Here is a 13,023-nt window from a genome sequence, read left to right on the forward strand (position 1 = left end):
TTATGCAATTTCTCTCTTCAATCGAAAGTACCTTGCCGATTCTGTTTATCATTGCGCTCGGTTACGGATTACGAAAGAAAGGGTGGTTTGCAGACAGTTTCGGCGGCAATATTTCAAAGCTGATTTTGAATATTGCACTGCCGGCGGGGATTTTTGTTTCGATTCTGAAATATTTGACCCGTGATAAATTGTTTTCATTGTCCGGCGGGCTCGTTTATTTCGTGTTGGCGACGCTATTAGCTTATGCTGTGGCTTTTTTATTGGTCAAGGTATTAAAAGTTCGTCGTGGTCGACGCGGCGTTTTTATCAACGTGATCGTCAATGCCAATACGATTTTTATCGGTTTGCCGCTCAATGTCGCACTCTTCGGCGAAGTCAGCTTGCCGTATTTCCTGGTCTGTTATCTGGTCAACACCGTATCCACTTGGACAATCGGCGCCTGGTTGATTGCCAATGATGATCCGACGGTCGACGCGAACACACGCCAGGGCAGTTTTGATCTGAAAAAACTGTTAACGCCGCCGATTATCGGTGCGATCTTGGCATTTGTGTTTCTGCTTGCCGATATTCCGTTGCCGACCTTTGTCAATTCGACCTTGGGTTATGTCGGTGAATTGGTCACTCCGTTAGCATTAATCTATGTCGGAATCGTGCTGGCGGACGCAGGCTTGAAGAGCATTCATTTTGATCGTGATGCCACAGTCGCATTAATCGGACGCTTTATCCTGATGCCGGGATTAACCATCGGTTTGATCCTGTTCGGTGCAGGTTCACTTGGCAGCTTACCGCCAACAGAAGCCTATACTTTGATTGTGCAATCTGCCGTACCTGCATTGGCAGTGCTGCCGATTCTGGCGCATGCCGCCAACGGCGATGTGGAGTATGCCACCAACGTGGTCACCACCAGCACCTTACTGTTTATTATCGTCATCCCAATCGTCAACGCGATTCTGCCGTTGATTGCCTAAATCAAAACCGCACTTTGCTTGTTTAACAAATGCAAGTGCGGTTTTACTAGAATTTAATCACGCATTTTACTATCACACTATTTACAAAAAATTGATTGTGATCAGTAAATTTCCTCTTGTAAGATAGTTGCCAATTATTATTTGATCTATAAGGAAAATAAGATGGCTACAAACTTGACTAGCTCAACAAGCAGTGCTATTTCGACTTTAGAATATGCAATTCTGGCAGCAAATTCCAATGTAATCGCCCGACATGATAACAACCGTTTTATTTTACCACCGGAATGGCAATCGTTAGATAAGACGCTTTCTAGTAATGTACCGTTAACAGGTGATCTTGGGTATGTACAAAATACAGCGAGTGGCTTTGAAGCAAAAGCCTATATGAAGGATGATCAAATTGTTATCGCTTTTGCCGGTACTAATGTCGGGGATTTAAAGGAGTGGGTTGCCGATTTTCAGATCGCACTTGCAGGCAAGGCACATCAACAGATTTTTGATGCAGCAATATACTATAAAGAGATCGTTTCTAACTATCCGGATAAAACGGTTAGTTTTACCGGGCATTCACTTGGTGGTGGATTAGCAGCATTAGCCGGAGTATTTTTTGATAAAACGGCAATAACGTTTGATCCGGCACCATTTAGATTGGCAGCAACGGAAGCAATGGCAAAAAATATCGCAACGGTATTAAGGCAGCTTGGTTATGAAGAAGATCAAGATTTAAATGCCTATCATACGGTAGAGAAACCCATTGCAGATGTTTCTGAATTATTAGGGCAGCTGTTTAGTGCGGTGGTGCTGAATACCGCAACCTTTCCGACAAAAATTCGGGGCGAAGAAAATATTCTTGCTTATGCCTTGAGAGGAGAGTTTTTAACAGATGGAATTCCGTTTTTAACGCAAGGATTGGCTGCCTTGAAAATTGCCGGCGAATTTAATCTCGTTAAAGCGGATCAAGCAGAGCTGACACTTTCTACCTTTACCTATCATGGGTTAGAACTGCTCGTGTTACCGATGATAGCACCTAAAATCAGTCTATTATCACGCCATTTCACAGAAATTTTTGCCAATTTAGAAAATTATGAGCCTTCACATTATTCTAAAGATAAAACAGCAACATTAATTCGATTTATTCAACAAGAAGTCAGTCATCTTATGGAGGGGAAAAACTACAGTTTTTTAGACGCTTTTGCTGATGATATTGAATTGGTGGTCAATTCAGTTAATAATTTAGAACATAATTATATGTTGTCTCATCCAAAACTGCGCAGCGCACTGTTAAATTTGGTCATTGACTATTATTACCATATTCCCTTAGGAGAGCAAGTCGGGTCATTCTTTGAAATTCGGCATGATGCGCTCTATTTTTCAACGGCTGATACGGCTAGAAAAGCTTTGATTAATGAATTTATTAATGAATTAGCGATGTTAAATTTCATTGAAAAGGGGACGTTACTGGCGGATTTACGTGCTGGTAATAATGATGATTGGATTATTCATAACCATATTGAACGAGGTATGTTTTTCTCTGAAATCGATGTAGTAACAAATAATATCATTATTGGTGGCAACCATGATGATAATATCAAGGCCGGCAGTGGGGATGATATTATTTTTGCCGGGCAGGGGCATGATGTGATTAATGGCGGTACAGGTGCTGATAAAATGTATGGTGGTGCCGGTAATGATGTTTATTATGTCGATAATCATGGAGATCATATTATCGAAGGGATTGCCCAAGGGGATGATTTGGTGAATAGCAGCGTCACTTATACTCTAGGTCAACATTTCGAAAGACTAACATTGATTGGTGATAAGTCCATTGATGGATATGGAAATATTTTGAATAATACTTTGCATGGCAATGTAGGCAATAATATTTTAGATGGCGGGTGGGGCAATGATCAGTTATATGGTGGTGCTGGGAATGATATTTTGATTGGTGGGCAGGGTAATGATCGACTAGATGGTGGTGAGGGTAACGATATTTTACAAGGCGGTATCGGCAATGATACCTATATATTTGGTACTAATTTTGGTCGGGATGTGATCAAAGATTATGATTTTTTTGCGGGTAGAGATGTTTTGCATTTTACTGATGTCAAAATTGAGCAGTCTTATTTTTTTAGGGAAAAAAATGATTTGATCGTTGCATTGCGCGGTACATCAGACAGTATAAAAGTGGAAAATTGGTTTAAGCCGATAATGGGATATGCTTATCAAGTAGAAGTTTTTGAATTTACTGATGTGAGCGTGACTAATCAAACTGTCAGTCAAATTGCAGGCAAAAACTATTTTCCTTTGCCGGAATATTATGAGCAATCGGTGAACTTAATCGCTTAAATACTCTTTATCAGGGTGGATTGCCTCCACCCTTCTGATTTTTATAGTAGTGTTATAAAACCACATTGCCAATCAAACTGCGTGTGACGACATTCACTTCCACTAGCTTAATCTGCACTGGATCACCGATTTGGTAGGTTTTTTGATCTTTGATATACAGCGCCAATTCATCGCTGTTGAGGGTAGTTTCCTCTTTTTTATCGTGCAGGGTGGAAATCGGCACAAACACACTCGCACCGTTGTCGAGCAACTGCACTCGTAAACCGCCACGGCTGACGTCTTGAATCTCTGCGTTAAAAATAGGCTGCTGTTCTACCAATGGCGCAAAATATAAGCAGTAAAGCCAATCGGCAATATCACGTTCCACCATGCGGTTTTGGCGGCGTGCTTCTTGCAAGCGAGTCAGAATGTCATCAGTCGGCTTGACCGCACTTTGATTCAGCAAACATTGTTTTATAATGCGGTGGTTTACCATGTCCGAATATTTACGGATCGGCGAAGTCCAAGTGGCGTAGGCTGGCAGGCCCAAACCAAAGTGCGGTGCTGCTTCGGCTTTGAATTCGGCAAAGGTCAGGAAACGGCGCAGACGCATTTCCAAAAAGCTGAAATCATATTGCTCGATATCGTGGCGCATTTGGCAATAGCCGTTGAGCGTGGTCAGGTTTTCAACCGAATAACGTTGCGCCAATTCCGCGCGGTTGTCATCATTGGCAAGGGTCGCCAACAGGAAATCGTGTGCCGCTTGTTGAAATTTCGGATCGAATCCGCTGTGGGTGTTGAAAATACCGCACTTGGCGTGTTGATCCAAATACTGCGCTGCGCTGGTGTTGGCGATAATCATTGCTTCTTCCACGATCTGGTTGGCAATGCGACGGTGTTTGGCATGAATGGCTTTCACCTTGCCGTCTTGTTCTAATTCAAAACTGTAATCCGGGCGTTCTTTAAACAGCAGTGCATGCGTTTTGCGCCAATCAATGCGTGCAAGGGCGAATTGGTGTAGTAATTCGATCTGCTTGGCGATTTTCTCATTGTTTGGTTGCCAGTGATTTTCCACCTGCTCTAATAAATCGGAAACCTCATCGTAATCCAACTTGGCTTTAGATTCGATCCACGCTGCGCTAAAGTGCGGTTCACTACTGATTTCACCGGTGCGATCGGTTTCAATGGTACACACCAAGGCTGGGCGTTTTTGCTGCGGCATCAATGAACACAATTCGTCGGACAGTTCGCGCGGTAACATCGGGATGTTGAAGCCCGGCAGATAATTGGTGAAACAACGCTGTCTGGCATCTTGTTCGATTTGTGAATCCAGCGGAATATACGCAGTCGGATCGGCAATAGCGACCCACAATTTCCAACCATTATCAGTCGTTTCAATGTATAGCGCATCGTCCATATCTTGGGTGGAAGCGGCATCAATCGTGACAAAATCCAATGCGGTCAGATCTTGGCGTGACAGGGTTTGATCAAATTGATATGAATCCAATCCGGCAACCGGTGTACGAGGTTGTTGGTGACGGGCGAGAGTGACCCACCAAGGCGCAAAATGGTCATCGGCGCGGCAAATAAATTGGCTGATTTTGGCGAAAAAGGCGCGATCGTCGCGCAGCGGATGCTTCTGTAATTCAGCGACTACCCAGTCGCCCTCTTGCAGCTCTTCATTGATATCGGCAGCTTTGACTGCATTGATCAGATTATTGATGTTGGGATGATCGACTATCAATAACAGTTTTTTTTCTTTGTTAAACCGCACTTTGGCAATAAAGCGGGTCAGCATTGGTTCGATTAGAGCTTCCGGTTCGGCTTGTTCTTTGTCGCCGTTGGTTTCAATAACGGCACTGATTTTATCGCCGTGCATCACTTTTTTCATCGCAGGCGGGGTGATGAAATAGCTTTTCTTGTCGCACTCTAAAAAGCCGAAGCCTTTTTCATTGGCTTTGACCGAGCCTTCGACACGTGGTTTACTCTCACGCATCTGCTGTTTCAGTTGGCTTAATAATGGATTGTTTTGAAACATCTTTTTTCCTGTTTAGCATTCATAAAAACGGGCGGATAGTTATCCGCCCTCAGTATAATCTTACTCGATGATATTATTGCGCTTCTAATTCGTTCATCGCAGCAATATTGAAACCACCGTCGACGTGCAACACTTCGCCGGTCACACCGGAAGCCAGATCGGAACACAAGAATGCCGCGCTTTTGCCCACATCTTCAATCGTGACTGTACGACGTAATGGGGTGACAGCTTCGCAATGTGACAGCATTTTCTTGAAATTTTTGATGCCGGAAGCCGCCAAAGTGCGGATCGGACCGGCAGAAATTGCATTGACACGAATTCCCTCTTTGCCCATTGCGTTTGCCATAAAGCGTACATTGGCTTCCAAAGAAGCTTTCGCCAAGCCCATTACGTTGTAGTTTGGAATCGCACGCTCTGCGCCTAAGTATGACAGTGTGACTAAACCTGCACCGGCATTCAACATCGGGCGCGCAGCTTTTGCCATTGCTACGAAACTATATGAGCTGATGTCGTGTGCGATTTTGAAACCTTCGCGCGTCACAGCATTCACATAGTCACCGTCCAATTGGTCACCCGGTGCAAAGGCAATCGCGTGTACAAAACCATCGAATTTATCCCAGTGTTTGGCTAATTCTTGGAAGCAGTTGTCAATATCGGTATCGCTAGCAACATCGCACGGGATAACGATAGTGGAGTTGAAATCTTTGGCAAACTCTTCCACACGCGATTTTAATTTCTCGTTTTGATAAGTGAACGCCAGTTCTGCACCGGCTTCAAACATAGCTTGAGCGATCCCGTAGGCGATTGAACGATTGCTGGCAACCCCGGCAATTAAAATACGTTTATTTGTTAAAAAACCCATAGAACTGTTTCCTATTTAATGTAAAAGAATCATTGATATGACAAGAACCAGCAAATTATACCCTTTCCGCCGATTCCATGCTAGAAAAAGCACACAGAAAAGTGACGCAGGGTGATTAATCGTTTGTTTGATCTGAATTATTTTTAAGTGCTAAAAATGAAGCAATGCCGATAGCGGGTAATATTAACCACTTGCTGCGTCCTAACAAGATGCGGGTGGAGAGTGAGATCAGCGAAGAGCGGATAATCGGATGTGAAATGGTTTTTAAATAATAGAACGGCTGTCGGATTTCACGGCGTGTTTGTTGAGTTTGCAGGTTAAACTTCCTGCGTAATACTTCGCCTTTTAGCAGCAACAGCTCTTTTTCTAATGCTTTATCTTGAGTGGACGACATAGACCGATCTCCTAATTATGCTTTGCGTTAATACTCTGTCTGATGGCGGCAATATCAAGTTTGAGCTCTTTTAGTGTGGAATCTAAAAATCCACGTTGACGACGGATAGCGCGGATGATTAAAGCGGCTAAAACGATGACTACAAACAGGCAGCCGACACTGATGGAGGCAAAAACGCTGAATTTCTGGGGTTCGGGGAGCCAGGCGTTTAAGGCAAAAAATAAGCTGAATCCGGCGAAGAGCAGTAATAAAAAGCCGAATAGAGATGAAATCAGGATAAAAATAAGCTGTTCTTTTTGTTCGTTAAATTCAAGTTTTGCCATCTCCAACCGCACATTCAGCAGCTCAAGAGCGGTTATCAGACTATTTTTTATACCGGATTTAATTTTAGTGATCGTTTGCATGCTATCTCCCATATCAAGAAATATCGGGAAGCTGGCTGGGCAGCTTCCACATATGCTCCGAATTATTTACGGTTGATTAGTAAACCGGCTACAAATGCTACACCGGCTGCAATCCCAATCGCTTTATATGGATTATCTTGAATTAAAGCATCGGATTGCTTAGCCGCTTGCCGAGTTTTGGCAGAGAATTTTTCCTGTAAATCATCTAACTGCTGGCGATAGCTGCCGGATTTTTCTGTCAGCCGTTTTTTCAGCTTTTTAAACTCATCGGCGCTGACGTCTTTGCCTTCGTCAAATAATTCTTCAGCAGTTTGTAGAATATCTTGTAATTCGGAAAGTAGTTGTTCACGTTTGGTATCAAAATCATTACTCATACTATTTTCTCCATTTGGTTGATATTAACGATGGTCAGGTTTTATCCTAAGCGATTGTTTTAATAAAATCAAAGCGGAATCATGAAATTTACAAATTTACGTAGTCGATCACGCCGGATTATCGATGTCTTTAAACTCCACATCCAGCTTATAATACTGTGCTAACCATTCACCGAGTGCTTTAATACCACAGCGCTCGGTAGCGTGGTGTCCGGCAGCATAAAAATGGATGCCTTGCTCTCTAGCCGAATGAATGGTGCGTTCCGATACTTCGCCGGTGATAAAAGCATCAATCCCTTGTGCGGCAGCGAGATCGATATAATCTTGACCGCCTCCGGTGCAGATGGCAATGGTACGAATTTTATCCGGTGCATTGTCCCCACAGTGCAGTGGTTCACGTTGTAATGCAGTGCAAATGCGCTCGGTCAATTCTGTTGCTGAAAGTGCGGTTTGCAGCTCACCGTAAATTGGAATTGACACCGCACTTTTTTCAAGGGGTTGTAAATTTTTAACATTCAACATTTGTGCCAATAAGGCGTTGTTGCCTAAAGTCGGGTGAACATCAAGGGGTAAATGATAGCCGTATAAATTAATATCATTCACCAGCAAGGTGCGAATGCGTTTGCCTTTCATGCCACGAATTAAAGGCGATTCGTTTTTCCAAAAATAACCGTGGTGCACCAGCACAGCATCCGCTTGCTGTGCTACCGCATAATCCAACAGAGCTTGGCATGCGGTCACACCGGTGATGATTTTCCTGACCGCACTTTTGCCTTCTACTTGCAAGCCGTTGGGGGCGTAGTCGGTTATCGCCTCACTATTAAGTTCTTGATTTAAAATGTGTTCTAATTCCAGGTTATTTATTGTTGTCATTGTCGATCCTTAAATTGAAATATATGCTAAGCAAAGCACACAAGGGTATTTTCTTGGTCTTACTATAGCATAACTGATGTAGAGATTTGCTATTATGCAGATTTTTATGCTATATCTATTAGGGTCATGCTGTAATCCAACTCTATGATGGCGCGACGATTCATTTTGACCTTATACAAGTTAACCTTATACAAGGAGAATGATATGTTACATTACTCAGTGATCTTTTTTATCATCGCATTAATTGCGGCGGCGTTGGGATTTGGTGGTATTGCCGGAAGTGCGGTTGGGATTGCGAAAATACTGTTCTTTGCTTTTCTGATCTTAGCTGTGTTGTCTTTTCTTTTTGGCCGGAGGCGCTAGTTGGCACCTGCCTAAACAGAGTTTTTAAAACAGGTGCCGGATCTATTCAATAAATTTTAGCTAAGCGTTAGAACGGAATATCATCATCAAAATCAATTGGCGGTTCTGGTTGAGCCGCTGGTTTTGCTGTGGTTTGTTGCGCAGGGCGTGAAGCTGGAGCCGCATAAGCCTGCTGCTGTGGTGCATAACCGCCGCTTTGTTGTGGCGCATAGCCACCACTTTGAGCACGATCGCCACGGGAATCTAACATCTGCAAGCTGTCTCCTTGAATTTCGGTGGTGTAGCGGTCTTGACCATTTTGATCTTGCCATTTACGGGTGCGCAGGCGACCTTCAACATAGACTTTGCTGCCTTTGTGCAGGTATTCGCCGGCAATCTCAGCTAGGCGGCGGTACAGCACGATCCGGTGCCATTCAGTGATTTCACGCATTTCACCGCTGTTTTTATCGCGCCAAGATTCACTGGTTGCCACGCTGATGTTGGCAACAGCTTCGCCGTTCGGCATAGTACGGATTTCCGGTTCGTTACCTAAGTTGCCGACAATAATAACTTTATTTACACCTGCCATAATATCCTCTTGTTTTCATATTTTGATAGCGAGTTTGATAGGGCTCTATGTTGCCTGAAAATGAAAAAAAAATCACCCTTTAAAATAAAAAATATACTGGATATTTACACAGTTTTTTTATTTGTGCGATAATCATTCCAAATTGATAAAGTAATCGAGATAAAACTATGGATAAAATTGAGGTTCGTGGCGCCCGTACCCACAACTTAAAAAATATTGACTTGACCATTCCGAGAGAAAAACTGGTGGTGATCACCGGGCTTTCCGGATCGGGTAAATCTTCTTTGGCATTTGATACACTGTATGCAGAGGGGCAGCGGCGCTATGTTGAATCACTGTCGGCATATGCGCGCCAATTTTTGTCATTGATGGAGAAACCGGACGTTGATCATATTGAAGGGCTGTCACCGGCCATTTCGATTGAACAGAAATCGACCTCTCACAATCCGCGTTCGACGGTCGGTACTATCACGGAGATTTATGACTATTTGCGCTTGCTGTTTGCCAGAGTGGGTGAGCCGCGCTGTCCGACTCACGATGTGCCGTTGACGGCGCAAACCATCAGCCAGATGGTAGACAAAGTGCTGGAGCTGCCGGAGGGCAGTCGGATGATGCTGTTGGCGCCGGTGGTGAAAGAGCGCAAAGGCGAGCATGTAAAATTATTAGAAAATATTGCCGCACAGGGTTACATCCGTGCCAGAATCGACGGGGAAATCTGCGATTTGTCCGATCCGCCGACGCTGGAATTACAGAAAAAACATACCATTGAAGTGGTGATCGATCGTTTCAAAGTGCGGTCAGATTTGGCGAACCGTTTGGCGGAATCATTTGAAACCGCACTTGAGCTGTCGGGCGGTACGGTTGTGGTGGCGCCGATGGAAGGCGAAAATCTTGAAGAGCTGCTGTTCTCGTCCAATTTTGCCTGCCCGCATTGCGGCTATTCGGTGGCGGAGCTGGAACCGCGTTTGTTCTCGTTTAACAATCCGGCAGGTGCTTGTCCGAGCTGTGACGGCTTAGGTGTTCAGCAATATTTTGATGAAAAACGGGTGATTCAAAATTCGGCAATATCGTTGGCCAGTGGCGCAATTAAAGGCTGGGATAAACGAAATTTCTACTATTTTCAAATGTTGAGTTCACTGGCAAAACATTACGCTTTTGATATCAATACCCCGTTTGAACAGCTGTCGCCAAGCATTCAAGACGTGGTGCTGAACGGTTCCGGTGATGACGAAATCGAATTCCAGTATGTGAATGATCGTGGTGATATCACCCTGCGCCGTCACCCATTCGAGGGTATTTTGAATAATATGGCGCGTCGTTATAAAGAGACCGAATCGAATGCGGTGCGTGAAGAGCTGGCAAAAAATATCAGCACGCGTCCTTGTACTTCCTGTGGCGGTTCACGTTTGCGGACGGAGGCGCGTCATGTTTTTATCGATCAATTTAATTTGCCGAATGTGGCTGAACGCAGTATTGGCAATGCGCTAACTTTTTTTGAAAACCTACAACTCAGTGGGCAACGGGCGCAAATTGCCGAAAAAATCTTAAAAGAGATTAAAGAGCGGTTATCATTCTTGGTGAATGTCGGGTTGAATTACCTTTCACTTTCCCGCTCGGCAGAAACTTTATCCGGCGGTGAAGCACAGCGAATTCGCCTTGCCAGCCAAATCGGTGCTGGCTTGGTTGGGGTGATGTATGTGCTCGATGAACCGTCAATCGGGCTGCACCAACGGGATAACGAACGCTTGCTGAAAACCCTGATTCATCTACGCGATCTGGGCAACACGGTAATTGTAGTAGAGCATGATGAAGATGCGATTATGGCGGCCGATCACATTATTGATATCGGCCCGGGTGCCGGGGTACACGGCGGCGAAATCGTTGCCAGCGGCACGGCTAAACAATTGATGAAAAATAAAGCGTCATTGACAGGAAAATACCTCTCTGGCGAAGAAAAAATTGCAATTCCGACACAGCGTACTGTCGTGGATAAGAGCAAATGGCTGACGTTGAAAGGCGCAAGTGGCAACAATTTAAAAAATGTCGACTTGGCGATTCCGGTCGGTTTATTTACCTGTATCACCGGTGTATCGGGTTCGGGGAAATCAACCTTGATCAACGATACGTTATTTCCGTTGGCACAAAATGCGTTAAATCGAGCGGAAAATACGCAAGTGGCGCCTTATGAGAGTATTGATGGATTAGGTCATTTCGACAAAGTGATCGATATTGACCAAAGTCCGATTGGGCGCACGCCCCGTTCCAATCCGGCGACCTATACTGGATTATTCACGCCGATTCGTGAACTGTTTGCCGGTGTGCCGGAGGCGAGGGCGCGCGGATATAATCCGGGACGATTTAGTTTCAACGTCCGGGGTGGGCGCTGTGAAGCCTGTCAAGGCGATGGCGTGATTAAAGTGGAAATGCACTTCTTGCCGGATGTGTATGTGCCTTGCGACCACTGTAAAGGCAAACGCTATAATCGTGAAACCTTGGAAATTCGCTACAAAGGCAAAACCATTCACCAGATTTTAGACATGACGGTGGAAGAAGGATTAGCATTTTTTGCCGCGGTGCCGATGATCGCACGCAAGTTGCAAACGTTAATGGACGTCGGCTTGTCCTATATCCGTTTGGGACAATCGTCTACAACGTTGTCGGGCGGGGAAGCACAGCGGGTTAAGCTGGCAACCGAACTGTCAAAACGTGATACCGGCAAGACGCTGTATATCTTAGATGAACCAACCACCGGTTTGCATTTTGCCGACATTAAACAGCTATTAGGCGTGTTGCACCGCTTGCGCGATCAGGGTAATACCATTGTGGTGATTGAGCATAATCTGGATGTGATTAAAACAGCGGATTGGATTATTGATCTCGGACCGGAAGGTGGTGACGGCGGTGGGCAAATTATTGCCGAAGGAACACCAGAACAGCTGGTCAAAAATACCGAATCACATACGGCAAGATTTTTGGCACCGATTTTAGCCAAGAAAATAGCAAAGTGCGGTTTATAAGATCAAAAGTTTAACATATAGTTAAAGCAGTTAATTCCCACCGCAGCGGACATCAGTATTGTTGGCTGCGGTGTTTACTGTCAAAAAGCTGAACATCAACAGCCCCTAATTTGTTGGTCTTTGAGTGGTGCTATTTTTCTTTTTTATAAGCAATACCGTACATCATCAGCTGTAAGGCATCAATGTTTAATTGGTGTTCTTTGCCACGATATAAGTTGCAAAGCTGTGGGTCGGTGCGCAATTCATCAATTTTGCGAATGAACAGACTGATTAATGTAATTGGAAAATCTTGTTGGATAATTCGTTTAGCTTGTAATTGTTGAAAAAAATGAGACATAAAACAGTGTTTTTCCTGTTCTAGTGTGGCAAAAAAAGACCGCATTTCTTCGTCTGAATGGTATTGGAAATCTGCCTGCATTGGCTGTGAGTACAGCCCATTCAACGCCTCTTCCTGCATTTGAAAAATCTTTTGAATAATACTTTCCAATGAGATCTCATGATCTAAAAAGTGTAAAAACCGTAAGCGGATTTCTTCTTTTTGTGAAAACAACAACTGTTTAAGCAGATCATTTTTATTTTTAAAATGCTTATAAAACGTAACTCGGCTGACTTGTGCTTGTCGGCAAATTTCATCGACAGAAATCCGTTTCCAGCCTTGTTGTGAGAACAGTTGAAGTGCGGTTTGTTGTATCACAGCGGATTTACTCATTGTTGGTTTTCTCTTGATGATCTGTTTTATCCAATAGTGGTAAGCATAATAAAAATGGGGTTTTTAAGCAAATTCATATCGAATACCAACTATTATCATTTGCATTGTTTGGGTTAATAATCTATATT

12 protein-coding genes are annotated in these 13,023 nt (G+C 44.0%); 4 read left to right on the forward strand and 8 right to left on the reverse strand.

Translation table 11 applies throughout. From position 1 onward, the window contains the following. Window positions 1-2 precede the first annotated feature (2 nt). Window positions 3-968: an AEC family transporter gene (locus tag EDC16_RS08670; protein WP_132967442.1), complete on the forward strand. Its 966-nt coding sequence runs from the start codon at window positions 3-5 to the stop codon at window positions 966-968. Window positions 969-1,130: 162 nt separating this feature from the next. Beyond that, on the forward strand, window positions 1,131-3,314 hold the full coding sequence (locus EDC16_RS08675) for a Tle-like phospholipase domain-containing protein (RefSeq protein WP_132967444.1): 2,184 nt from the start codon (window positions 1,131-1,133) through the stop codon (window positions 3,312-3,314). A 52-nt stretch (window positions 3,315-3,366) separates the two neighbouring features. On the opposite strand, the gene rnb is transcribed toward EDC16_RS08675, so the two are convergent. From rnb to EDC16_RS08705, 6 genes are all read right to left on the reverse strand, one after another. Then, window positions 3,367-5,331, reverse strand: coding sequence for an exoribonuclease II (gene rnb / locus EDC16_RS08680; RefSeq protein WP_132967446.1), 1,965 nt, complete (start codon window positions 5,329-5,331; stop codon window positions 3,367-3,369). A gap of 73 nt (window positions 5,332-5,404) precedes the next feature. Further along, window positions 5,405-6,193, reverse strand: a complete 789-nt coding sequence (gene fabI / locus EDC16_RS08685) for an enoyl-ACP reductase FabI (RefSeq protein ID WP_132967448.1) — start codon at window positions 6,191-6,193, stop codon at window positions 5,405-5,407. A gap of 115 nt (window positions 6,194-6,308) precedes the next feature. Further along, entirely contained in the window at window positions 6,309-6,587 is a 279-nt protein-coding gene (locus EDC16_RS08690; protein ID WP_132967449.1) for a hypothetical protein, read from the reverse strand. An 11-nt stretch (window positions 6,588-6,598) separates the two neighbouring features. After that, entirely contained in the window at window positions 6,599-7,003 is a 405-nt protein-coding gene (locus EDC16_RS08695) for a phage holin family protein (RefSeq protein ID WP_132967451.1), read from the reverse strand. Between the two features lie 50 nt (window positions 7,004-7,053). Next, on the reverse strand, window positions 7,054-7,365 hold the full coding sequence (locus tag EDC16_RS08700) for an ElaB/YgaM/YqjD family protein (RefSeq protein WP_132967453.1): 312 nt from the start codon (window positions 7,363-7,365) through the stop codon (window positions 7,054-7,056). Window positions 7,366-7,473: 108 nt separating this feature from the next. Further along, window positions 7,474-8,229: a Nif3-like dinuclear metal center hexameric protein gene (locus tag EDC16_RS08705; protein ID WP_132967499.1), complete on the reverse strand. Its 756-nt coding sequence runs from the start codon at window positions 8,227-8,229 to the stop codon at window positions 7,474-7,476. 213 nt (window positions 8,230-8,442) lie between these two features. Here EDC16_RS08705 and EDC16_RS08710 point away from each other — a divergent pair, with 213 nt between their 5' ends. After that, complete coding sequence (locus EDC16_RS08710; RefSeq protein ID WP_132967455.1) at window positions 8,443-8,601, forward strand: DUF1328 domain-containing protein; 159 nt, start codon at window positions 8,443-8,445, stop codon at window positions 8,599-8,601. Window positions 8,602-8,668: 67 nt separating this feature from the next. On the opposite strand, the gene ssb is transcribed toward EDC16_RS08710, so the two are convergent. Next, entirely contained in the window at window positions 8,669-9,169 is a 501-nt protein-coding gene (gene ssb / locus EDC16_RS08715; RefSeq protein WP_132967457.1) for a single-stranded DNA-binding protein, read from the reverse strand. 167 nt (window positions 9,170-9,336) lie between these two features. Between ssb and uvrA the strand changes: the two genes are divergently transcribed. Beyond that, window positions 9,337-12,186, forward strand: coding sequence for an excinuclease ABC subunit UvrA (gene uvrA / locus EDC16_RS08720; protein WP_132967459.1), 2,850 nt, complete (start codon window positions 9,337-9,339; stop codon window positions 12,184-12,186). Window positions 12,187-12,316: 130 nt separating this feature from the next. Here the strand turns inward: uvrA and EDC16_RS08725 are convergent, their stop codons facing one another. Beyond that, window positions 12,317-12,895, reverse strand: a complete 579-nt coding sequence (locus EDC16_RS08725) for a TetR/AcrR family transcriptional regulator (protein WP_132967461.1) — start codon at window positions 12,893-12,895, stop codon at window positions 12,317-12,319. Between the last annotated feature and the right edge of the window lie 128 nt (window positions 12,896-13,023).

This window comes from Testudinibacter aquarius, from assembly GCF_004342725.1.
GTDB classification, from domain to species: domain Bacteria; phylum Pseudomonadota; class Gammaproteobacteria; order Enterobacterales; family Pasteurellaceae; genus Chelonobacter; species Chelonobacter aquarius.

Bases quoted from the DNA above. Each gene is read 5' to 3' on its own strand.
- EDC16_RS08700 (WP_132967453.1), bottom strand. From the start codon at position 7,365: ATGAGTAATGATTTTGATACCAAACGTGAACAACTACTTTCCGAATTA.
- rnb (WP_132967446.1), bottom strand. From the start codon at position 5,331: ATGTTTCAAAACAATCCATTATTAAGCCAACTGAAACAGCAGATGCGT.
- EDC16_RS08695 (WP_132967451.1), bottom strand. From the start codon at position 7,003: ATGGGAGATAGCATGCAAACGATCACTAAAATTAAATCCGGTATAAAA.
- EDC16_RS08725 (WP_132967461.1), bottom strand. From the start codon at position 12,895: ATGAGTAAATCCGCTGTGATACAACAAACCGCACTTCAACTGTTCTCA.
- EDC16_RS08690 (WP_132967449.1), bottom strand. From the start codon at position 6,587: ATGTCGTCCACTCAAGATAAAGCATTAGAAAAAGAGCTGTTGCTGCTA.
- ssb (WP_132967457.1), bottom strand. From the start codon at position 9,169: ATGGCAGGTGTAAATAAAGTTATTATTGTCGGCAACTTAGGTAACGAA.
- uvrA (WP_132967459.1), top strand. From the start codon at position 9,337: ATGGATAAAATTGAGGTTCGTGGCGCCCGTACCCACAACTTAAAAAAT.
- EDC16_RS08670 (WP_132967442.1), top strand. From the start codon at position 3: ATGCAATTTCTCTCTTCAATCGAAAGTACCTTGCCGATTCTGTTTATC.
- EDC16_RS08710 (WP_132967455.1), top strand. From the start codon at position 8,443: ATGTTACATTACTCAGTGATCTTTTTTATCATCGCATTAATTGCGGCG.
- fabI (WP_132967448.1), bottom strand. From the start codon at position 6,193: ATGGGTTTTTTAACAAATAAACGTATTTTAATTGCCGGGGTTGCCAGC.
- EDC16_RS08675 (WP_132967444.1), top strand. From the start codon at position 1,131: ATGGCTACAAACTTGACTAGCTCAACAAGCAGTGCTATTTCGACTTTA.